The sequence below is a fragment of the cf. Phormidesmis sp. LEGE 11477 genome (assembly GCF_015207105.1).
Lineage (GTDB): Bacteria > Cyanobacteriota > Cyanobacteriia > Phormidesmidales > Phormidesmidaceae > Phormidesmis.
Map to the genome: position 1 here is coordinate 14866 of NZ_JADEXO010000054.1, position 23689 is coordinate 38554.

A 23689-nucleotide genomic window follows, 5' to 3' on the forward strand; every position below is an offset into this window, starting at 1 on the left:
TACAACAAGGGATCGCTTGGCTAAGCCCAAAACTAGATGCTCTTGGCAATTGTTGAACCTTCTGCGTACAGACTTTGCAGTCGCTGTAACGATCGCCCGCCTGAATAGAACAGATCGCCTTTTCCCAAGAGGTTAGCAGCAGCCTCTTGTTTGCTGCCTAGGATAATTGAGGAGTCTGCGGCGGTGGCGGTGCGAAGCGCCACCCTGCCCGGTAAGTTAGAGCGAATCAGCGGTGTGACCACTTTTGCTTCTGGTCTTTGAGTTGCAATAATCAGATGAATCCCGGCAGCGCGAGCCATTGCCCCTAAACGCTTGATGCTTTGCTCTAAGATTTTGGCAGTTTCTTTTTCAGCCATAAAGTCCGCATATTCATCGAAGATACACAGGATTCGAGGGATCGGCTGCGATTGTTTTTGATTGTATGTGCTCAGGTCGTTGCACCGACTGCGCTCGAAACGTTGATAGCGATCTTCCATCTCGGCGACGAGGCGTTCCATCAGGGCGATCGCATCTTCACTAGTTTTGACAATCGGCTCATACAGCCAGTCCATCGTCTCAAATTCAGGGAAAGTCACCCGCTTCGGATCGACCAGCGCTACTTTGAAATGCGTGGGATCGTGGCGGACAATAAGGCTGAGTAGAAGCGATCGCAAAAACTCACTCTTGCCGCTACCCGTCGTTCCGCCTACAAGAAAGTGACAGGTATTGGAATCAGATAAATCCGCCTCGATGAGTTTGCCGTCTAAGTCAACGCCAATCGCTACTTTCGCCGCTGCCGTATTCTTCTCGGAACCCTTCGCAAAGTAGTCTCGAAAGAAAGCGGTTTGACGGTCAGGCCGAGGTAAATCAACGCTGATAAAGCCTGCTTGGGGTGACATCAGCGGCGGATTTTCTAGCCCTAAATGCACCCGGATATCGTCCTCAAACTTCAAGATGGTGTTGACCCGTACCCCTAAGTGGGGCATTAGCTTGACGTGCATGAAGGCTGGGCCGAGCGCCGATCCTAAATAGTCAACGCCAACATTGAAAGCTTGCAATACTTCGACTAGCTGTCTGGCTACATTGTCCGAAGCCTCACTCGCTGCGCCTCCTGTAGAAACAGATCTGACTGGAGAAGGCGTTGCCGTCAGTGGCTTAGCCCTCGACTGCTGAGCTTTCGGCTTTTCAATCGGCAAGGATTCAACTTGGACTGTGCCTACGCGCAGCGATTCAACCTGTAAGGTTTCGACTTGTATTGGTTTGGAATAGTCGAGTGCAAAGCTTTCTGCGACGGCACCTGTGACCAGCGGCGGAATGTTGTCGGGTGGCATTAGATCGGGCGCTTGTGGTTCGCTAGGTGCGGCTATGGCGTCTGTCTCAAAGTAGGTTTGGCACTTGTTCTTTTGAGGGCAGATGTTGCACAGCTCTAAATGGGCTGTCATCGGTGGTGGATTGGGGTTAGGCTGTTGCCAAGCTAGCCAAGATTTCATCTGTATCAGCTTGTGAGGAATCAGTTTATGCAACGTGTCTTCTAGCAAATCCCACGGATATTCGACCCCATTCCAGTCAGGCAGCACGCTATACACCGCCGAGTTGATGTTCACCTTCAGCTTTTGCTTGAGCATGTAGCTGTATAGAGCCACCTGTGCAAGCTGCGCGGCAGGATCGGTAGCCTGATAAGTCTTGTATTCCACCACGCAAAGCCGCTGTTGCGCGAAGTCGTATACGAGGCTATCAAAGCGGCCTCTGACGAGCTGGCGATCGCCATTTGGCAAATCAAAAGTGTGCTTGACTGATAGCTCTTGGGCTAGAAACGTTTTGCGAATCACATCTTTGGGCTCGCAGAACTTTCGATTTCTTACTAGCAGCTCTGCCCAGCGGCGAATCAGTCCGGTGATGCCTTCCCATAGCTGGTTAAGCGCAGGCACTTTTTGAGGAGTCTCGCTGACTGTTTTTTGGACGAGTGGGAAAAAAACTGCTCGGTAAAGATGTTGTTGAATTTGTTGCGATAGGGTTTCTGGGTCGAGCTGAGTGGCGGGCGGGGTGAGGAGTTGGGCGATCGCCTGATCCGAACCAATGCAATCTACACAGTCATCACACAATTTATGAAACGCTAAGCCTACTCCTCCACCGTTTGAGTTGGCGGCGCGAAACATCGTCATGCCGCCCTCATGATGACCTAGATACATCAGCCGAGGGCACTCAAAAGCCAAGCGCACCTTGGTAACGCTCAGGGAGGTGGGGGGAGAAGAAGGAGTACTCATCAGCTATGAGGATATTGGCGGCAGTCGCCAGTTCTACGTGTGTTCGATTCTAGTGAAGCCCAACTCACCTTAATTAAGCCGCCTGATTGGGAACCCAGCAAAGTATTTGATTTTCACGGCCAGCATTAGGATCTATCTGGTTTAGGCGGTTAGTTTTGCATAGTGACTGGATAATCTTATCGACAGATTCAACGCTCAACGTAGGTACTTGTTCTTGCGTGCTAGCGACTACCGCTTGCAGTCCCATCCATGAATGAGTGCTCATCAAGTTCAAAATATATCTCTGCGCTGTCTCCATATCATCACCAGGTGGAGTAGGACTAGGATCACCTTCTTCACTACTCATTTGCTGAAGTAACTTGCAGCCAGCTAGCACACCAGATTGACGCGCTAGTACCTGAAGCTGAGCAATATCTGGCGTTTGTGAGGCAATGACCAGTTCTCCTCCCGCTGCTGCATTAACTAGGCGATGGTAAGTTTCCAGATAATACACAGACTCCATATCTGGTTTGATGTGAGTGTGAGGACTGCCATCGAATATTCCGCTAAAGATTCGATGACCCTTGTTGCTTGTGCTGCCTAGCTTAGAGGCTCGGATCAGATAAAGGCGATCGCGCGTCCCCTGCTGCGTAATTTTTTGGCAGGCTTTCATCACATTGCAAAACGAACTGAGATTGCTATCCTCCATCCAAACAATGCCTATTCTTTTTGTGCTCTGATAGCCAAGCGAATAGCTTTTATAGCTGGGGCTTGGAAGAATTGCGTGTTGAATATTAGTAACGCCTAGAGCTTCGAGCGCCTCTTGAAGCCGACGAACCAGCTCGGGCGAAGAAAACTGAGCCAACCGACTCACTTGTTTGCTAGTTTCCTTGAATTCCTTCTGCCAGGCTAGTTCAAAGCTGGCGCGCATATTGACAGGCGGTGGCGGCAGTACAGGTTGAACAGGCGGCATCTTTCCATTCTTTTTGAAATGGCTAATCAGCCCTTCTGCCAAAATCAAGCACTTGCGAGGTAAGACTTTCCCACCTGGATACTCATGCTCTAACCACGCACGTGTGAGCGGCGCAATAGATGAAGCAGGCACAGGATCGGCCCGTCTGTGCAACGGACGTAATCGGGAAGCCCAAATCGACGATGCCTGGTCGAGACTGATAGACCGCAAGGTGAGCTTTTCGTTGATTCGATACTGATCAGCAGGTTCTACAGCGTCTTTGTTTTTTTGCCAGTTGCTCGTAATGATACTGATCAAAATCAGAAAATTCTTAAATTTCTCATTGTGGATAGTGGTGTTGACGTTGAATAACGCCTGCAAATCAGGCTTGCCATCGGATCGCTTTGGAATATTATCTAAGTTGTCAAAACAAATGACGATAGGTTGGGTAGAGTCGGCGATTGTACCGAAGTTACCCAGCATTGTCTGAGCAGCATCTTCTGAATTAACCGCGTTTCTAACTTTAAGAAGCCTTAAATCTTCGTCATCAAGGTCTTCGCCACGCAGCCAGTCGTAGGCAACAATCCTATTTTCTGGATTAAGCAATTCGTACAAAACGCCAAAAAAATCCTTAGGACGATACAAACCGCTCGGGAAGCTCATACGCATGTCGCGTACAAAAGCACCCCGTTCACCTAGCAGTCTAGTGGCCATGCCAGGACGCTTCAAAATATCTAAACCTCTTAGCCAGCGAATGAGCTGCGGCTCACTTTGGCCTTCGGGCACTTCGATTAAGCTATCGACCGTTTGACGTAATACGTGTCGCCAAATAAATTGACTGTCGGGCCAAGGGCCAACGTAAGCAAAACAAGCTTTATCGTTGAAGTTTCTCTTAAGTCTGCCAAGTAAATAGCTCTTACCCGATCCTGAATCGCCTAGCAGCATCAGCGTGCGGGTTTGGCGATCGCGATTGACGTTATCTAGAGCCTGTTCAACCCCATCAACGATCTCCTGATGAATAGAAGAAACCTCCTGGGTTTCATCTTGGATTTCCTTCCAAAAATTTCCTGGCTTGAACGTAGTTGGGTCAAACGGATTGAGATGTTGACGAACTAGCTGCTCAATAGATGTCACAGTTAAATGCTCTAGATTACGAAAAGTTGTACAGACGCAACTCACTTACAACAGTTCAGTTGCACGTTGAGACAATGTCTTTTAGAGGATGGCAATAAAGAAAAGAGAACCGCCATTGCTTTGACTAATGCCAGCAGATATCTGAGAGGCGCTGTAGTCGTCTTGGTTATGCAGACTGCTCAATTCGATGCGATCAGCTCGCTGTAATTCATACAAATAGCTATCCAACTCTTCTCTAGTCAAAGGCGGCTGTAGCTTCTCTCGTAGGTGATAGATTGGCAGGTAATTATCGCTACCTATTAGCTGATCGAGCTGTTTGATCTGCTGTAAGACAGCTTGAGCGTCGGGCTTAGATTGAATACCAATGGGCATAGCGCTGCTGCTAGGTTGACTGAGAGAGCGCTGAGGTTGCGGCTGGCTAGTCGGTAATGGCTGCTGCGAAAATTGGCCTGAATTGTTACGTAAAAACTTGATATAACTGCCCAGCATCGTAGCTGTTGCCACCAGCGAATTGCCTCTAGGCTCATATTCTTCTAATAGAAACTGTCTGCCTTGAGCGCTTAAAGAAACCTCTTTGATTGTCATTTCTGATATTGAAAGTACTTTGCGTCCCGCCAAATCTTGAATGATCTGTTGACGCGCACCAGCAGGTGTTTTCCTGAGCTGACCAGGTGTCATCACTCCCTTGCAAGCTCTCATCACAGCCAACTCGTCCGGCGTTGCAGGAAGGCTGGTAGTGTCTAGAGACAACAAGGTTTTACCATGCGAGGTGAGCTTAAATTTAGCAACTTCACTGTCATAGTCAACGAGACCTTTCGCGCCTAAGTTCCTGCAAACCTTGTCGCGATCTGAAGCTTTTGTTTTAGCGTTTGGCTTAATCTCTGAAATTTTACTTCGGTAGTTCTCACACCCCAGCAGCTTCAGTAAGAATTTCAGCTCGATTGCTTCTAGGCTTGTCATACTGCACACTACTCTTTTGACCCTAGCTAAAGACGTCAACAGTCTAATCAAACTTGATGAGTCTCAGCGCTATTCTTACGTTTTTTTGACACGGTTGTGTAGGGGGATTGTATGTAGCTTCTATGTGGACTTGCTGAAGGTTTAAGTAGTTCTACGTAGAAGAGAGTTTTCGATTCTCCTATTTTGACAATGCCGTGTCTTACGCTTTGCACTTTGATAGCCGCTAGAAATTTTAAGGCTGCTCAACAAAGATTTCTCTTGCATACGTGGAGAGCACACTACGTAGCTGAGACAGCGGTGCCTGCTGCGGGTCATTTTGGTGGAAGCCACTGCCAGGTTAATATCGGCTCAAATCTTTTAAAGTCTGCATCGGCGCTGACCCATACAGCATCTGATTCTATTGCCAAAGCCGCAAGACTAGCGTCTGGCACCAAATTACCTACGGTTTGACTTTCTAAGCACAACTTTTCGAAGATCTGCCAGTGCCTGGCCCCTGGCATTATCCCTAGCGCATTAGGTTGACTTCTGACAGTATTTGTAAAGGCGATTGCTTGCTCTAAAGGCGTAGGCGTTTTGTAGATTCTTGGGTGAGTGACTATCCGAATGAACGCGCTCAAAATCCAGTCGCAATAGAGAAAAGTCTCGCTACTCGATAGCTGCTCTGTCAGCCAATGATGGTAGAACTCATACCCTACGTTCTCTTCTCGGTGAGCGTTGATGTAGATGTTCACATCACATAGATACATCGCGCCTTACTCTTTTTGGAAAGTCTCCATACGTTCTCTAAGCGCTGCATTGCTATTGACATCTACATTAGGATACGTGCCATCGCCTCTGAAGGTGGGAAGCGATACAACGCGCGGAGACGAGGCACCCCTTTCCCGCTCGATCAAAAGCACTACCGCATCTTGAATTAGCTGCGTCAACGTGCGCTTCGTTGACAGCGCGTGTTGCTTGGCTGACTGAAGGATCTCTTCACTTAAGCGTATCGTTGTTCTCATGCTGAGATACTAGCATCAGTATGCCTGACTCTTCGCTGCTCAGATAATGCAGTTCGGCTTGTTCATTGTATGGCTTGGTTAACTGAGTGGTCTGCGATCGCCCAGCCCAACATTTCTCTCCCAGAAATACCCATTTGTATATCCCTGAATCGAAGCATCCTGCTCAGCAAGTGCTAATCGTTTCTGCGCCCAGCAGGCATAGCGCTCTTCCTGCTCTATCCCTACATAGTGCCGACCGAGCTTTTTGGCCACAACAGAAGTCGTTCCAGATCCAAGAAAAGGATCGAACACTACCTCACCTGGGTTAGAACTGGCTAGAATCATCTTGGCAATCAGCTTTTCGGGCTTCTGAGTAGGATGATCTGTGTTTTCTGGCATAGACCAGAAAGGAATGGAGATATCGGTCCATAGGTTGGAGGGATGAGTGGCGCGGAAGTTGCCCTGCTGCGTTTCTTTCCAGTCTTTGGGTCTGCCAGCTTTGTCTCGATAGGGCGCTCTTACTCGCCGCTGCACCTTCACCGCTTCTACATTAAAGGTGTAGCGATCTGATACCGTGCCAAACCAGATATCTTCCGAAGCATTCTTCCAGTTTCGCTTCGCCCCGCGACCCTTCTCACGCTCCCAGGTGATGCGGTTACGCACCTGAAAGTACTGAGCAAACGCCTGATAAACCGCGTTCGATGACTGCCAATCACAGCACATATATATAGAGGCAGTTGGTTTTAGCAAGCGCGGCAATTGAGACATCCAGTTAGTTAGCCAAGCTTGATAGTCAGCAGCGGGCATCTCTTTGAAGGTCGAACCGTTGAAATCCTTCTGCCGATTATAAGGAGGGTCGACAATCAGTAAATCCACAAAATTATCTGGTAGCAGCGGCAAAGCTGTCAGCAGATCCTGATGAATCGTTCGATCTAAAATGTTGGCAGCCGTCTGGGGCTTACTCACGCTCAACAGTTTATTGGCATAAGCAACTTTCTCTTCGGCGCTCAGCACTAAGGTCCGATTGTTTGGCGCTTTTTGCTTTGGCAGCGGCCTAGGCTCCACCGAATCAACTCACCAAGCAGCTTATCAGATGATTTGAACCGAACCCTTTAGAATAGGATAGTCAGTTCGCCTAGTTCTATAAATCGCTCAGTTTTATGTTTGAAGCCCTCTCAGAACAATTTGAATCCGCCTGGAAAAAGCTTCGCGGCCAGGACAAAATCTCGGATGCGAATATTACAGAGGCGCTTCGAGAAGTGCGGCGCGCCCTACTCGAAGCGGATGCCAACCTCGATGTCGTCAAAGGCTTCGTCGCCGATGTCAAAGAAAAGGCTCAGGGCGCTGATGTCGTCTCTGGCGTTCGCCCCGATCAGCAGTTTATCAAGATTGTCTACGACGAGCTGGTCGAGACGATGGGTGAAACCAACGTGCCCTTGGCTGACAGCGAAAATAAGCCAACGGTTGTCTTGATGGCTGGTTTGCAGGGCACAGGTAAGACGACGGCCTCTGCCAAACTCGCCCTACATCTGCGTAAGCAAGAGCGCTCGGCGCTGCTAGTGGCGACTGACGTTTATCGACCAGCGGCGATCGATCAGCTATTGACGCTGGGTAAGCAGATTGACGTGCCTGTATTTGAAATTGGCGCGGATGCGAACCCGGTGGAGATTGCCCGGCAGGGTCTGGCCAAGGCAAAAGCAGACGGCATTGATACGGTCATTATCGATACGGCAGGCCGTCTGCAAATCGATACGGACATGATGGCTGAGCTAGCGCAGGTAAAAGACGTCGCGCAGCCAGATGAAGTCTTGCTGGTTGTGGATGCGATGACGGGCCAAGAGGCGGCGACGCTGACGCGCACTTTCCATGATGAGATTGGGATTACGGGCGCGATTCTGACCAAGATGGACGGCGACTCGCGCGGGGGGGCGGCGCTGTCGGTGCGGCGGATTTCTGGCCAGCCAATTAAGTTTATCGGTGTGGGCGAAAAAGTCGAGGCGCTACAGCCTTTTTATCCCGATCGGATGGCGTCTCGCATCCTGGGTATGGGTGATGTGCTGACGCTGGTGGAAAAGGCCCAAGAAGAAGTTGATATTGCCGATGCAGAGAAGCTGCAAGAGAAGATCCTGTCGGCGAAGTTTGATTTCAATGACTTTTTGAAGCAGACCCGGCTGATGAAGAATATGGGGTCGCTGGCTGGGATTATGAAGATGATTCCGGGTATGGGCAATAAGCTCTCTTCTGACCAGCTGCAGCAGGGTGAGCAGCAGCTGAAGCGCTGTGAGGCGATGATTAAATCGATGACGATGGAGGAGCGGGAGAACCCAGAAGTGCTGTCGGGTTCTCCGAGTCGTCGCCGCCGGGTGGCTAAGGGCGCTGGCTATGCGGAGAAGGATGTCGGTAAGCTGGTGAGCGATTTTCAGCGGATGCGCGGATTAATGCAGCAGATGGGTCAGGGAAATATGGGACTACCAGGCTTCGATGGTGGCTTTCCGGGCATGGGCGGTGGTCCAATGGGTGGCGGCAATCCAATGGGTGGAAATCCTTTTGGCGGTGCGCCAAGACCCGGCTGGCGAGGCGCTGGTGGCGGAAAGAAGAAGAAAAAGAACAAGAAAAAGAAGGGATTTGGCTCCCTATAACCTGACATTATGAACAAGCTTCTGCGGTTTGGATTGATAGCTGGCATCACATTAGCGGGGATTGGGATAGAAACCACCGTTTTTGCTGGGAGTGCCAAAGCGCTACCGGGTCAAACTATTGATGAAGCTGCTGCTTGGATGGAAGCCCACCCAACGCTGCGAGCTTTGCGCTCAGAGGGCTTGTCTATTCGCCGGGAGAGTACGCCTGCTCGTCGGTATACGTTTCACGGCTCGGTGTTTCCACCGGGGGGCGGTTCCGGTGAGAGCCTATTGGTGCGGCGGCATTCGGGTGAACCCGTGGTTATTCACTCGGAGAAGCTGACTCTGGTAGATATTGTCAGCGGGGTGAGTATTCCTCGATTGGAAGATTCGCTCAGGTCAATTTATGGCGCTGAGATATTTGCTGACTATCGCCGGGCTGAGTCTTTGCTGGTGTTTTCGACCGATCGACCCGAAGATAGAGGGACTGATGGATTGATGCGATCGCACCTCTTGGAAGGCGATCTCTACGGCTATCTGCTAGAGCTGATGCCGAATGAAGATGGCGAGCTGCAAACTGGGGCAGTGACCGTGATGCTAAAAGAGAATGCAGCGGCGCTAGCTGAGAATTTGCGCGATCGCGAAATTAACCGGGGCGAGTTTGAAGATCCGACGACAGGCCCACGTATGGAAGGGGATGGCCCTAGCTTAAATAGATTGCTCAGAACCATTCAATAGAACAGGCCAACTTGAGCCGCACCCACGCTGGCCTTTATCACTAACTCAAATTTAACTATGGATTTTGATGATTTTGGTGAAGTCTGCAATTTTAGGGCTTCAGTCAAAAGCGGCATTTTGAATTAGACCATATTTCAAACAATGCTAAGGTTGCGATGGTTTATTCCGCCCAGTTTTCTAGCGATAAGTCGGTAATGCGCGAAAACTCTCGCATGTTGTTGCTAACTAAGGTAACGCCACAGCTCAAGGCATGAGCTGCAATCAGCATGTCCATTGCTCCGATAACAAGCCCTCTACTCTCCAGGTTGCTTCTAATCACACCATATATGGTTGCAGCAGCTTGATCAAACTCAACAATTTCTAGCGGGATTAAAAATTGTATTAAAGCGCTACGATTTTTCTCTTGCTGTTGACTCTTGCAAATGCCATATTCTAATTCCGCTACGGTGATAGAAGAAATACCGATATCAGACAGAGAAAGGGTTCGGAATCGCGCCAATACCTCGGGAGGTTTCTGCTTGATTAGGTATAGCAATGCGCGGATGCATTCGTGCAGTTGCTATTCACTTTGCGTTATAGAACAAAGGGTGTAGCCTTGCTATGTGTAGTGAGCAAAGTGCAGAAGGCTATAGATGCAGATGTTGGTATCGAGCAGGTATTTCATCTAGAACGCTTCTCGAACGTCGAGAGAAGGCTGCTCTCTAGTATTCATGAAATCGTCAGAGAATTGCTCTAGACTCTCAAATAAAGATTGCCAGGGACTATCTTTGGCAATTAGAACGATCGCACTCCCAACCTTTTTGATGTAGACCTCAGTACCTGTCATTTGGAAGTCTTTGGGAATTATCACGATTTGATGAGTCCCATCGGTGCTAATTTTGGCAATGTTCATGATGTAAATCCTCCATACGTAACAGATTAGGTAGAAACCAAGATAGCCTAGCGCAGCGTCAAGACTAAAAAGTGGGGTGACGATCTCTAGAAGTCTTGTAAGATAATGCCTCTAGAAGAGGCTTGCTCTGAAACTAAGCGCTGACGCTGCACTAGTTCTCCTATTCGGTAGGTCAGTCACAAATGGTAGTGTAACTGTCCCGCTGGTCACCTTTTAACTATAGTCGGTTCTTGCTGTCTCCTGATACGAGCGGTGGCTTCTTGTTCGAGCTGCTTGGGAAAAATAGACTGTGTACGTTTACATAGTTCCTTTTACAAGAAGATTCAATGATAGTCAGACGACCAGTAAAAGATTGTTGGCTGGCTGTTAATCTATCTGGCATCATTCCTGGGCTGGGTCAATTTTATGGCGATCAGTGGACGAAGGCGATTGTTATCTTTTCTGCCTTTGTTGTTTTGGTGATTCATTCAATATGGTCTTTGTTTGCTGCAGAAGGTAGTACGACAAAGGCATTTTGGCTAATCGGGGCGGCAGGGGTTGTCTATCTATTGAATGTGTGGGATGCGTTTGCAACGGTAGGGCGTCCGCTGTATCCGCTAGGCAATAAACGGCAGGGCCAAGACGTCTGGTATGGCGTTTTTCTTTCTCAGATTTTGCCAGGGTTAGGGCAGTGGTATCTGGGTCAGGCGGTGGTTGGCGGTTTGTTTTTAGCGGTGGGAGCGGGCCTTGCGATGATGGCAAACTACCAGACGCCGCTGCTGCCTGTGGCTTGCACGGTTTGGTCAATTGCTGGCTACCATGCCTATCGGAGTACGCCAGCAAGTCCGATGCAAAAGCCTAGTCGCTCCACTGCCATGCTGGCAGTAGTCATTTTAGGCAGCCTGCTGCTGCGCTTAGGAATTGGCAGCGTACCGATGTGGATAGATCAGGCCGTCTTGCAATGTATTGTTCCTAGTGAGTCGATGATGCCAACGTTGCAGGTAGGCGATCGCACTTTCGTCAGTCGAAACAGTCTCTATCAGCCCGCTCTCAAAGATATTGTTGTTTTTAAGGCACCACCTGAAGCCATAGAGCTGCTTGAAGCCGATTCTGAAACTTTGTTTGTGAAGCGAGTGATCGGGCTACCGGGAAAAACCGTCGAAGTTCGAGCGGGTAATGTATGGATTGATGGGCAGATTCTGGAAGAGGCGTATGTGGACGGGTCAATCGAATATCAATGGGGTCCAGAGCTAGTACCGCCCGAGTCTTACTTTGTTTTAGGAGACAACCGCAATGCCAGCGGCGACTCGCATGTATGGGGATTTTTGCCGAGAGAAAATATTGTGGGTACGGCTTACAAGATCTATTGGCCTGCCGATAGAGTGCGATCGCTTCAGCGTTGACTGGTCAAATCGCTTCAGCGTTGATTAGTCAAATTGATCGAATGTTAACCGATCGATGCTGGTAGGTTCAGATCAATTAAGCTCTGCTCTCACGATTCCTTTTAGAGAAGCTAATCTGCAGCAGAATCTAAGTTGGCTATTATCAATTTTTGGGCTTGCATAGCCGATACCAGCTATGTAGCGGACTAATAAGACTCGCCACGAATAGCCTCATTTCGCTCGCTGTCACCGTATCTGTTATCACCTGTTGGCGATAGCGAAGAAGATGAACAACAATCTTTTTTAAATCGTTTGCAGCGTATGGCAGAACCATAAAAGGTCTTTTCCATCTGGCGAAGCTAAGCATGCGAGTATGGTATCTGCTCAGCCCAATGCCCCAGCAGAGGGTTGTGAGATAGCTGCGGGTCAGACGATGTTCTGGAATCTCGTGATAGATGCACATGCGTGGGTTGTACCAGATTGGCCAACCTGCTTGCTGGATTCTGATCACAGCTTCTAGATCTTCACCAGCTTCTCTATTGCCAAACTTCTTGGCTAGTCTGCGTTCTTTGGGCACGTTATCTAACCAAGCCTGACGACGAACGACTAATCCGGCCCCTGGCGGCAAGATTTTTGCCTCTGGGCGATAGGGAATCGACCGATCGCCTCGATTGGTCAGAGCCAGCAGCGCGGCAATTCGCTCGAAGTGAGCCGGTGGGGCCGATTCGAACTTTCCTCGGATGCGGCTACCATAGGCACCTACGGCAGGGTAGCATTTGCCAAAGTGATAGGCTGAATATACCCAGTTCAGCCAGGGTAGATTGTCGTCGTCTAGGCAGCCGACTAGCGGACTGTTCGCCTTTTCTATGCCTCGCTGACGGGCGTAGCCTGCTCCTTGCTGCGGCTCAAATTCGTAGCGTAGGGGAACGTTCTTCGGCCAGTGCTGTTGATATCGGCGGACAAGGGCTGCTGTGGTATCGGTGCTGTTGTTATCGACTACAATAATTTCCCAGGCGATGTTATGGACGCCAATTTGGCAGCGCAGGCGCTGTATGACTGTTTTGATTCTTTCTGCGCCGTTATAAGTAGGAATAACTACTGTAAAATCCGAGCTTAGCTGCTCTGGAAATAGACGGCAAAATAACGGCTTTAGTCTGCACAAAGCTGCTAGGGAGTCAGTAGTGCTAGGCAGCGCCGAGTCAGAAGCCTGCTGGCTAACATTTCTCAAGGAGATCACAGGTAAAAAGCCCAGGTAAAAGACAAAGACTACGTCCGTTTGGGAAAATCTACTTCTATAGAATTCCCCGAAATTGACTTTGTAGAGGATTTCCTAGATCGACTTTTGGCGGCATGAGTGATCAAAACGCTGTCGCTGGGCCATTTCTGTACTGCTTTAGATGCTCTCCTGCTGTGTCCAATGGATTAGCTTGCGTTCTAACTCTTCGGTGACAAAGGGCTTGGTGATGTAGTCACTCATGCCAGCGGCCAGACATTTCTCGCGATCGCCTTGCATTGCATGCGCGGTGATAGCAATAACGGGAATACCTCGATTGATAGAATTTTGCTCTCTCAGCTTTTGAGTCGCTTCATAGCCATCTACTATCGGCATCTGACAGTCCATCAGAATCAGATCAAATGCCTCGGCATTGACTCTACTCAACGCTTCTTGGCCATTGCCTGCGGTAATCACGTTGTCGTAGCCCATATCTTCTAGCAGCATCACCAGCAAATCTTGGTTGTCTACATTGTCTTCTGCGACTAGAATGCGAACCTGACTACCGTTAGTCCCGTTACCCTCTTCTTCTACTGGCGGCTGCAAAGCGTCGCCTGCCAAAATATCTTCACTCTCGCCTGCTTTGTCTAGCGGGATTACAAACCAGAAATTACTTCCTTGGTCAGGCTCGCTTTCGACGCCAATCTCACCGCTCATAAGTTCGACAATGCGACGACAGATGGTCAGACCTAGTCCGGTGCCGCCATACTGGCGAGTGCTGGAGTTGTCCGCCTGGATGAAGGGCTCGAACAGATTTTCTTGAGCCTCTGGGTAAATGCCTACACCAGTATCTGTAATGCTAAAGCGTACGGTCACCGTCTGAGAAGTCACTTGGATACGCTGCGATCGCAGCTGGATGCTGCCTGCGGCTGTGAACTTAATTGCATTGCCTAGCAAGTTACGCAATATCTGCTGGAGCCGGAAACTGTCTCCGACTACTAGCGCCGGTAAGGTAGGGTCCATCTCTAGGGTCATGGTCAATCCTTTCTCTTCTGCGCTAGGTACAAAGTTAGCAAATGTCGCCTTGAGCAGATCCGTAAGGTCAAAAGGCTTGCAGTCGATGCGAAGCTCTTGCGCTTCTAACTTGGAAAGATCAAGCACATCGTTGATCAATGTAAGCAGGGTGCGACCATTGCGCTGGAGGACTTCTAGTAGATTCCGCTGCCTTTCATTTAGACCTGTGCGCTCCAGCAATTGACTAGTCCCCAGGATCAAGTTCATGGGCGTGCGAATTTCGTGGCTCATATTAGCTAGAAATTCTGATTTGGCCTGATTAGCAGAATCGGCAGCTTGGGCGGTGGCGATCGCATCTTCTAACGTTTGTTTCTGCTTCTTTAATCGCCTTTCGGTCGTTTTCCGATCGGTGATATCAGTCGCAAGTCCTAATACCTGCTGAACTTTACCCGCTTCATCCACGTCAAAAGCGACACTGCGTAGCGCTAGCCACTTCCAACTTTCGTCTTTATGTTTAATTCGCAGTTCGGTTTCTAAGACATCGGTTTGGTTGCTGACAAACTGCTGATAGTACTGGATGACTTTAGAAATATCGTGAGGATGAACGAGTAATTCGATGATGCGATCGCCCATATCACGCACCTCTTTCGGACTGTAGCCCAAAAGCTTGCTAACCGAAGAGTTTAAATAGGTCGCTGATGCAGACGGAATATCGTAGATATAGATGATACCGGGATTAGACTCAGACAGTCTTTGAGCAAAGTTGCGGCTATCTTGCAGCTCCGTCTGTACCTTTTTGAGCGCTGTAATCTCGTTGATGACTGCTGCCACCCAGCGACGACCAGTCTTGAGCTCTACCGGAAAGTAGCTAGCTGACCAGTAGCGATAGGCATCAGGGTTGGTTGGCAGCGCGCCTTCAAATTCGTAATCGAGAATAGGAGTCCCAGTTTCTAGCACCTCTTGGTGCAAAGACATTGCCTGTTCTCCAATTCTAGAGGGCAGTATTTCAGCCATTGTCTTACCAATATGCTCTTCAATCGATAGCTGATCGATCTCTGCTAGCGTTTGATTAAGCCGGACAAAGCGCAGATGCTCATCATGTAGCGCAAACCCTACTGGACTAGTCGCATAGACAGTTTCTAAAACGGCGTTACTTTCTTCTAGCTCTAGCTGCACCCGCTTGAGTTCTGTTACTTCTAAGAACGTTAGAGTGACGCCTTCTAGTTCACCGTCGGCCTTGATATAGGGATAGGCCCTTAGCAGCAAAGATTCACCCGTATCCGTGTTGAAAACTTCTTTTTCGATCAGAGATTTACAGGCTAATACCTCTTCTGCTAAGGCATTAAGATCTGTGTCCACCAAGCGACTGGTGAAATTAGAGATAGGTCGGTCAATATCGCCTGCTCGCAGATTCACAATATCAGCGGCAGCAGGGGTGAATTTTCTAATGTTCAAAGTGCGGTCTAAGAAGACCACGCCGATATTTGTGCTGCGTAATAGATTGTCAATATCTTCATTGAGCTGTACCAGTTCTTCTATCTTTCTTTGATATTCAGCATTAACGGTATACAGCTCCTCATTGACAGACTGCATTTCCTCGTTAGTACTTTGCAGCTCTTCGTTCGAAGCGAGCAGCTCTTCGTTTGTCGCCTGCTGCTCTTCGTTGATAGTTTCTAATTCTTCGATCGTGACCTGTAGGTTCTCCTTGGTCTGTCTAAGCTCGTATTCTAAAGAGTTGATCTGTTCTGCCGCGTCTGCCGAGATTTCGCAGGTCAGTGAATCAACCGCAAGCGGAGTACCCACAATCTCTAACACGACTATCAGAAGACTACTGTCTCGGCCATCTTCTGGTTCAAAGCCTATCTTTAGATCGATATTGTGAACGATCTCGTCTTTGCGGACGGGAATGCCTGTGTAAGTGACTGATTCTTTCTCTCGCTTGGCTCTATGTAGCGCAGTTTCTAAAGGTAGGCGCAGCGCTTTTGGCACCATCTCGGTGACGTTCATTCGAACCTCACCAGTCGTTAGCTCTAGTAGCTGGGCTGAATTATGAAAAATCTGGGCTATCTGATTGCCATGGTTGACCGCTAGGCAGGTGACTCGGCGATCGTCAAATGCATGCTTAAATGCATTTGCAACAATCTGGTTGTCTTTTTTACTTCTGTCTTTGACCTGTCTATGCGAGCGAAAAGTGGTAGAGGTAGGCTGCACATTGGCATTGGGTAGTAGCCTACGTCCGTTTTTTCTCTTTTGATACAGCTTACTTTCAGCGTTGATTGTCTCAAAATCTTCTGCATATTCGCCTAGCGTTTCGGAACTACCAAGAAAGAGAATACCTTCTGGAGCAAGCGTAAAGTGCAGCAGCCGGATCACTTGCTGCTGTAGACGAGGATTCATATAGATCAGCACGTTGCGGCAGCTGACTAGATGCATCTTTGAGAAGCCCGCATTTTTAGTCAAATCGTGCGGTGCGATGATCAACATCTCTCTTAGAAACCGCTTGACTCTGTACGTATTATCAATTCTGTCGAAGTAGCGCTCTAGGCGCTCTGTTGTAAGCTCGCTAGCAATGCTGGCTGGATAAACCCCTTTTGCCGCGACAGAAAGTGATTTAGGATCGATATCTGTTACAAAGATCTTGACCTTTAGGCTCTTCTCGGCTGCCTCTAGCACGTCGGTGACTGTCATCGCCATGCTGTAGGCTTCTTCGCCCGTAGAGCAAGCGCTCACCCAGATCCGAAGCTGTTCGCCTGTTTCTAGCTCTTCTATCAGCTCGGGCAGTATCTGATCTTTCAAGCGTATCCAGGGCGCGCCATCTCTGAAAAAGCGGGTCGCCCCGATCAGTAAGCTCTGTCGTAGCAGTCGCCGTTCTTCTTCTGATTTGGAAAGTATATCGATGTACTCAACGATGTTGCGGCAGTGGTTGAGCGCGCAGCGGTGGTGCGTTCGTCTTCTGAGCGTGTTGGTTTTGTAGTCTGAAAAGTCGATGTCGGCCTGATCGGCTAGGATGCCGATGATCTCTTGAAGAGCGGCTGGGCTGATGAAGTCTTCTTCGTCTTTTTCACTGGGATTTTGATCGTAGGTGAAGCGAACGATATCGTAGACGGCATGGGCGAGTTCTTTGGGAGATAGAATCTTGTCGATGATGCCAGAGGCGATCGCATTGACCGGCATACTGCTAAATTGCGCTGACTCTGGCGTTTGCGCTAAGACAACGCCGCCTGCTCGGCTGATCTGCTGTAAGCCTTCTGTGCCATCGCTGCCGCCACCAGTTAACACCACACCGATGGCCCGCTCGGCGAAGTTTTGGGCCATTGCCTCGAAGAAAAGATTAATAGGATAGTTCAGATGGTCGGCCCGCTCGACTAAGACAAACCGCCGATCCTGCAATAGCATGTTTTTCCCTGGCGGCATCACATAGACCGTGCCAGCCTGCACAGGCATGTCCTCAGCCACCTGACGTACCTGCATCGCCGTCTTTCGCTGCAAGATTTCGCTCATCATGCTACGAAAATCTGGCGAAAGATGCTGAACGACTACAAACGCTGCATTCGGATGGTCAGAAATATTTGAGAAGAATTCTTCTAGTGCCTGAATACCTCCCGCCGAAGCACCGATCCCAACGATGAAGAAATCTGAGGATGAATCTGTCATACTGTGAAAAAATGCCGACGGTAATTAAGCTGATAACTGGGCCTATTATCTCTTGCTCCTTTAAAGACCAATTTCTATCGCACACAAACTGTATTAATCGGTAAAGCTATTTCTTCTTGGCGAAATATTTATTATCAAATGTCTACTATTCGATGAGTGTGCGCTCTTATAGCTTTTGTTGAGCTTCTTTTTCTCCTAAGCTGTCGCAGCTGCAGAAATTTCGTGGTCTGCTACCACCGCTCGAAGATGCCTAGACTCATTGACTCACTTCTTGTTTATCTAGGCGAAAAGGCGGCTTGTGTTTCCCGAGTAGGCGATCGCGCAAGTGCTTGATTCGATCGCGAAACTCACTGGCCTCTTCAAACTTCAGTTCCTTCGCAGCTTCTTTCATCTTGGTTTCTAGCTGGCCAATCAGGGCTGGAATATCCTCTAGCGGCAGCTCATCGCTATGGCTAACAGCCTGTTCTAACTCCTCAGCATTTAACCGACGAGAAACATCCAAGAAAGAGAGGATTGAGTTGGAATTGCGCCGAATAATCGCAGTCGGCGTAATCCCGTGCTCCTCGTTATAAGCCTCTTGGATAGCCCGTCGTCGCTTGGTTTCGCTGATCGCCTTTTCCATGCTCTCAGTCATATTGTCGGCGTAGAGAATGGCTTTGCCTTCGATATGACGAGCTGCCCGGCCAATGGTTTGAATCAGCGATCGCTGCGCCCGCAAAAAGCCTTCCTTGTCAGCATCGAGGATGGCCACAAGTGACACTTCGGGCAGGTCGAGACCTTCTCTAAGTAAGTTGACGCCAATAAGAACGTCGAATACACCGTTCCGCAAGTCTTGAATAATCTCAATTCGCTCAATTGAATGAACCTCCGAGTGTAGGTAGCGCACTCGAACGCCATGCTCGTTGAAGTATTCAGTCAAATCCTCAGCCATGCGTTTAGTCAGCGTAGTTACTAGGGTGCGTTCATCTTTGGCCGCTCTAGTACGGATCTCGCCTAGCAAATCGTCTACCTGTCCATCAGAAGGCCGCACGATAATTTCAGGGTCGAGTACACCCGTCGGGCGAATAATTTGATCGACCACGTGCCCTTCAGAAAGACCAATTTCCCAATCCCCTGGCGTCGCCGATACAAAGATGCACTGATTGGCTTTGTTCCAGAATTCCTCCGCTTTTAGAGGGCGGTTATCCGCAGCGCTCGGCAGCCGGAAGCCGTGGTCGATCAGCACTCTTTTTCGGGCCTGATCGCCGTTATACATGGCTCGAATCTGAGGCACGGTGACGTGGGACTCATCAACAGCTAGCAGCCAGTCGTCATGCGGGAAGTAGTCGAGCAGGCACTCTGGTGGCGCACCCGGCAAGCGGCCCGCTAGATGGCGAGTGTAGTTCTCTACGCCGTTACAATAGCCGACTTCTTCGAGCATTTCTAGGTCGTAGCGAGTTCGCTGCTCTAACCTTTGGGCTTCTAACAGCTTGCCGTGACTTTCCAAGAACTCAAGCTGTTCTTTTAGCTCAGCGCGAATGCCTTTGCAGGCGGCTTCTAGCTTGTCGTCTGGGGTGACAAAATGACGAGCCGGGTAGATATTTAGGGCGTCCATACTCTGCAGCGTCGCGCCCGTAACCGGATCGATATAGCGAATAGCGTCAATCTCATCGCCAAAAAACTCGATCCGAATCACCCGGTCCTCGTAAGCAGGGCCAATTTCGAGCACGTCGCCTTTGACGCGGAAGCGACCGCGCCCCATTTCGAGATCGTTGCGCGTGTATTGAACTGAGGCGAGATCTCTTAGAACCTGGCGCTGGTTGGTTTCTGCGCCTACTCGCAGCGGAATCGAAGCATTGAGATATTCGGACGGAATTCCTAAGCCGTAGATGCAGCTAATAGAGGCAACGACGATCACGTCTTTGCGCTCGAACAGCGACCGGGTCGCAGAGTGCCGCAGCATATCGATCTCATCGTTGATCGACGAGGTCTTTTGGATGTAGGTATCGGTGACCGGAATGTAGGCTTCTGGCTGGTAGTAGTCGTAGTAGCTAATGAAGTATTCGACGGAGTTGTCTGGAAAGAATTCTCGCAGCTCGTTGCATAGCTGGGCAGCAAGCGTTTTGTTATGCGCTAGCACCAGCGTTGGCTTGCCCACTTTGTCAATAGTGCGTGCAATGGTGTGCGTTTTGCCTGTACCCGTTGCACCCAAGAGCGTCTGGTACTCTTGCTTGGCTTTTAGACCTTTGACAAGCTGTTCAATCGCCTGAGGCTGGTCGCCTGCGGGCTCGAAAGGGGCTTGAATATTGAATCTTTTTTTTGGCATGGATAGGGCAGGGCGATCGCACAAAACACCGCGCTAACTTTACAGCGCTTAATGTTTAATGTTAGACGATTTATGGGAAGGCGATCGCTCTTTTCTGTACAGTTTAAAGTCCAGTATGTTGTCCATCCCAAGCGCACAATGTATGACTTAAATGAAGCCGGAATATTTCGACAGGCGAGAGCCGGAACTAGATCAAACTACCCTGATGAAAAACTGGTGGCAAACCTCGAACGTCCACGTGTCCTTTTGAAAACTTGATGATATCTGTATCTTGGCTGTAGATACATTCAGCTTTTCTAGATATTGCCGTAGCGACTATCATGAAATCTGTTTTCATCTTTGTTCTTGTAGGCTGAGTCTGTTTCTCACTACTGCTTTGTGTAGTCTGTTCTCGCCATTGCTTCCACAAAGTAGCGTAGTGCATAGCGGCTTGAGTATCAAAAGGAGCAATCATGAATCTCTTGTTCATTTTAGCGAGAAAATCACCGTAGTCCCTACTTTCAATTGGCATTAGAAGCTCTGCAAGGACGAGAGAGGGAATGATGACGTTAATTCTATCTTCCTCTAAAGTGCGTATTAGATGTCTCGCTTTCAGGATCATATTTTCTTGACCAGAAGAAGCTTGCCTCTTAATCCCCCAGATCAGGATATTTGTGTCCAAACATACGATTGTCATTAAATAGCAAAGGACTCCTCAAACACTATGCCTAATCTTCTGAACGAAGTCGTCTACATCTTCAACAGCGTCAAACTGCTGTCCATAGCTATCAGAAACTGACTGTAACGCTTCGGATAGAGATCCCTGTTCATAATCAGAGATTTCCTTAACGTCAAAGCTCTTGATGCTAAAGGTTTTTGCATCCCATTCTGCAACTCCAATCAAGCCAATTTTCTGATAGAGATGCTGAGCTGCTATTTTTGCGTTTCTTTTGCTAGCGCTACAATAAAGCAAGTGTCCTTCGATCGTTCTAAATTGGATGGTTGGCTTTTCTTCGTTTGATCCGCCCACGCGAGTGACGGTGCCATATATAGATGTTTCGCCTCTTATTGGCTCGTATTCTAATATCTTCGTCGTGGGCGTAATTACCGCAAGGAGCTTTTTACTGTCGTTGACATCGTATATTTCAGCATGACAGTCACGAGATCTTGTAAACGCTGAGATAGTTTTGAGCGACCTAATACTATCTTCTGGAAGTGAATAAAAGTCTTCTGCAGTGATAGATGATGCTATAGCCTTGGCTGCCGAAGAGGTTAGCTCGTCTACACTTGAAGCGAATAGCAATCCTACGCTCCCTTCTTCAATGTTGGAGAGACCGATTACTATCTGATCCTTTCTGATGCTGGGATTCTCAGCAACGACCTTTGATGCGATCATGTCTTCAACCGCATCTATGAGTTGGGCAATGTCTTTTGAGCGGATAGTGCCGGGAGATATCCCATTACCGGTGAGGCGCAACTCAATAGAATCCTGCTGTGACATAGTACGCGCCTCCCTCACGGTTACGTTCGATCATTTCAATTGTAATGCTTAACAATAACGTATGGAAAATATGGTTGGCGCAATTGGCAAAGCGTAGGATAATCCGGGGTGTTCTAGACCGTAGCGCCTACCTATGAGCCAACCAGCAGCCCGCAAGCCAAACATTCCTGACTGTGCCTGGCAGTGGCCGATTGGCAAAAAGTGGAAAACGCCTTACATCGTTCGCTACGCTAGCAACCTAGATGATGGGCCAGAGCATGGTGCGCCGCTAGGTGGATTTGGGGCGGGCTGTATTGGCCGTTCTCCAAACGGCACATTTAACCTATGGCACTTGGACGGCGGCGAGCACCTGTTCGATAGCTTTCCGGGCTGTCAGTTCAGCGTGTTTGAACAGGATGCGAATGGGGAGACCAAAGCCTATGCGATGAGTACAGATAGGCCAGCGGCAGAACTCTCTAGCTGGCAGTGGTATCCAGCGAGTACAACAGAACAAAGCACAGGTGTCTATCATTCTCTCTATCCACGTAGCTGGTATGTCTATGAGAATGTATTTCGAGCAGAACTAACGTGTGAGCAGTTTTCTCCTATCTGGGCGAATAACTATAAAGAGAGTAGCTATCCGGTTGCGACATTTGTTTGGACGGCGCACAATCCGACTGACCAGCCGCTGACGCTGAGTATTATGCTGAGCTGGGAGAATATGGTGGGCTGGTTTACCAATAGCGAGACTTCTCCAGAGATTCAGCAGAGAGAGGACGGCAGTCCTTTTTATGACTATGTGCCTCGAACAAAAGAAAGTTATGGAAACTACAACATCCTTGCAGGAAATGAGAACGGTGTTGGCTTTGTAATGGATGGAACATGGACGGGTAACCCGAAGGAAGGCGATGGACAGTTTACCGTAGCAGCCTCTACTATGTCCCTCGACCCGTATAGTTCAATTCCGTCTGATTACGCCAGATGGAACCCAGCCGGAGAAGGCAACGAATTGTGGGATACCTTTTCTCAGGAAGGTCTTTTAGAAAATATCGATGATTGGAGTGGTAGCGAAGGTGAGCGGATTGGCAGCGCGATCGCCCTCAAATTCACGCTTGCACCTGGTGAGACCCAACAGATCCCCTTTGCGCTGAGTTGGGACTTGCCTGTGACAGAATTTGCTAAGGGGAAGCAGGCGTATCGACGCTATACCGACTTTTTTGATCGCAGCGGTCGAAATGCTTGGGCGATCGCATCTACTGCCCTAGAAAACTACACCACCTGGCAGCAGAACATCATCGACTGGCAGCAGCCAATTCTAGATAGAACAGATCTGCCTAACTGGTTCAAGATGGCGCTTTTCAACGAGCTATACGATCTCACTAGCGGTGGCACGCTCTGGTCAGCCGCTAGCGAAGCCGATCCGGTCGGACAGTTCGGCGTACTTGAATGCATTGACTACCGCTGGTACGAGAGCCTAGACGTCCGACTTTATGGCGGCTATGCAACCCTCTTGCTTTGGCCAGCGCTAGAAAAATCTATCCTGCGAGCCTTTGCTAGAGCCATTCCGACCGCCGATGCCAGAGAACGGATCATCGGCTACTACTACACAATTGGGGAAGACAATCACCTAGCCCCGCGAAAGCTCAAAGGCGCAACCCCCCACGATCTAGGCGCGCCGAACGAGAATCCGTGGTTGGCCACAAACTACACTAGCTATCAGGACTGTAATCAGTGGAAAGATCTCTCTAGCGACTTTGTTTTGCAGGTGTACAGAGCGTTTGAAGCAACTGGCAGCGTGGACATAGACTTTTTGTCGGACTGTTGGAGTGCGATTGTAGAAACGCTGGCCTATACAAAGCTGTTTGACACTGATGGCGACGGTCTGATCGAGAATAGCGGCGCGCCCGATCAGACCTTTGATGACTGGCGACTGCAGGGGATTAGCGCTTACTGCGGAGGCTTGTGGATTGCGACTTTGAGTGCGGCAATCAAGATAGGAGAGATTTTGCAAGCTCACAATAAAGTGAAAAGCACGATTGTGATTTTGCTCTCTCAATACCGACGCTGGTGGCAGCATGGCCGCGCCGCCTATCAAAAGCAGCTTTGGAATGGTGAATACTATCGGCTAGATACGGGCAGCGGTTCGGATGTGGTGATGGCCGACCAGCTCTGTGGGCAGTTCTGTGT

General features: G+C 49.2%; 17 protein-coding genes. 4 read left to right on the plus strand and 13 right to left on the minus strand.

The window, feature by feature from the left end; genetic code table 11:
* Nucleotides 1–32: 32 nt before the first annotated feature.
* The 6 genes from IQ256_RS15855 to IQ256_RS15880 form a co-directional block, all read right to left on the minus strand.
* Nucleotides 33–2243: a DNA translocase FtsK gene (locus IQ256_RS15855; RefSeq protein ID WP_193856521.1), complete on the minus strand. Its 2211-nt coding sequence runs from the start codon at nt 2241–2243 to the stop codon at nt 33–35.
* 73 nt (nt 2244–2316) lie between these two features.
* Nucleotides 2317–4308 carry an ATP-binding protein gene (locus IQ256_RS15860; protein WP_193856522.1) on the minus strand — a complete coding sequence of 664 codons (1992 nt, stop codon included), beginning with the start codon at nt 4306–4308 and terminating at the stop codon, nt 2317–2319.
* 81 nt (nt 4309–4389) lie between these two features.
* Nucleotides 4390–5268, minus strand: coding sequence for a hypothetical protein (locus IQ256_RS15865; protein WP_193856523.1), 879 nt, complete (start codon nt 5266–5268; stop codon nt 4390–4392).
* 311 nt (nt 5269–5579) lie between these two features.
* Nucleotides 5580–6014: a type II toxin-antitoxin system VapC family toxin gene (locus IQ256_RS15870; RefSeq protein WP_193856524.1), complete on the minus strand. Its 435-nt coding sequence runs from the start codon at nt 6012–6014 to the stop codon at nt 5580–5582.
* Between the two features lie 6 nt (nt 6015–6020).
* Complete coding sequence (locus IQ256_RS15875; protein ID WP_193856525.1) at nt 6021–6269, minus strand: hypothetical protein; 249 nt, start codon at nt 6267–6269, stop codon at nt 6021–6023.
* Between the two features lie 78 nt (nt 6270–6347).
* Nucleotides 6348–7313: a site-specific DNA-methyltransferase gene (locus IQ256_RS15880; protein WP_193856526.1), complete on the minus strand. Its 966-nt coding sequence runs from the start codon at nt 7311–7313 to the stop codon at nt 6348–6350.
* 95 nt (nt 7314–7408) lie between these two features.
* On the opposite strand from IQ256_RS15880, the gene ffh reads away from it, so the two are divergent.
* Together ffh and IQ256_RS15890 are read left to right on the plus strand one after the other, a co-directional pair.
* Nucleotides 7409–8887, plus strand: a complete 1479-nt coding sequence (ffh, locus tag IQ256_RS15885; RefSeq protein ID WP_193856527.1) for a signal recognition particle protein — start codon at nt 7409–7411, stop codon at nt 8885–8887.
* A gap of 9 nt (nt 8888–8896) precedes the next feature.
* Nucleotides 8897–9604, plus strand: a complete 708-nt coding sequence (locus IQ256_RS15890; protein ID WP_193856528.1) for a hypothetical protein — start codon at nt 8897–8899, stop codon at nt 9602–9604.
* Between the two features lie 160 nt (nt 9605–9764).
* Here the strand turns inward: IQ256_RS15890 and IQ256_RS15895 are convergent, their stop codons facing one another.
* Together IQ256_RS15895 and IQ256_RS15900 are read right to left on the minus strand one after the other, a co-directional pair.
* Nucleotides 9765–10139 (minus strand): type II toxin-antitoxin system VapC family toxin, encoded by a 375-nt coding sequence (locus IQ256_RS15895; RefSeq protein WP_228024938.1) that lies wholly within the window; start codon nt 10137–10139, stop codon nt 9765–9767.
* 129 nt (nt 10140–10268) lie between these two features.
* A complete protein-coding gene (locus IQ256_RS15900) occupies nt 10269–10496 on the minus strand; it encodes an antitoxin (RefSeq protein WP_193856529.1) in 228 nt (75 codons plus the stop codon).
* A gap of 326 nt (nt 10497–10822) precedes the next feature.
* On the opposite strand from IQ256_RS15900, the gene lepB reads away from it, so the two are divergent.
* On the plus strand, nt 10823–11878 hold the full coding sequence (lepB, locus tag IQ256_RS15905; protein WP_193856530.1) for a signal peptidase I: 1056 nt from the start codon (nt 10823–10825) through the stop codon (nt 11876–11878).
* A 142-nt stretch (nt 11879–12020) separates the two neighbouring features.
* Here the strand turns inward: lepB and hpsE are convergent, their stop codons facing one another.
* The 5 genes from hpsE to IQ256_RS15930 form a co-directional block, all read right to left on the minus strand.
* Entirely contained in the window at nt 12021–13085 is a 1065-nt protein-coding gene (gene hpsE / locus IQ256_RS15910) for a hormogonium polysaccharide biosynthesis glycosyltransferase HpsE (protein ID WP_228024939.1), read from the minus strand.
* 165 nt (nt 13086–13250) lie between these two features.
* The gene (locus IQ256_RS15915; protein WP_193856531.1) at nt 13251–17738 is read right to left on the minus strand and encodes a chemotaxis protein CheB; all 4488 of its coding nucleotides are present in this window, start codon (nt 17736–17738) and stop codon (nt 13251–13253) included.
* A 256-nt stretch (nt 17739–17994) separates the two neighbouring features.
* Nucleotides 17995–20043, minus strand: coding sequence for an excinuclease ABC subunit UvrB (gene uvrB / locus IQ256_RS15920; RefSeq protein ID WP_193856532.1), 2049 nt, complete (start codon nt 20041–20043; stop codon nt 17995–17997).
* Nucleotides 20044–20230: 187 nt separating this feature from the next.
* On the minus strand, nt 20231–20704 hold the full coding sequence (locus IQ256_RS15925) for a type II toxin-antitoxin system VapC family toxin (protein WP_193856533.1): 474 nt from the start codon (nt 20702–20704) through the stop codon (nt 20231–20233).
* A 33-nt stretch (nt 20705–20737) separates the two neighbouring features.
* Nucleotides 20738–21523, minus strand: a complete 786-nt coding sequence (locus tag IQ256_RS15930; protein ID WP_193856534.1) for a hypothetical protein — start codon at nt 21521–21523, stop codon at nt 20738–20740.
* 133 nt (nt 21524–21656) lie between these two features.
* Between IQ256_RS15930 and IQ256_RS15935 the strand changes: the two genes are divergently transcribed.
* The coding region (locus tag IQ256_RS15935) for a GH116 family glycosyl-hydrolase (protein ID WP_193856535.1) at nt 21657–23689 on the plus strand (2033 nt) is incomplete at its 3' end.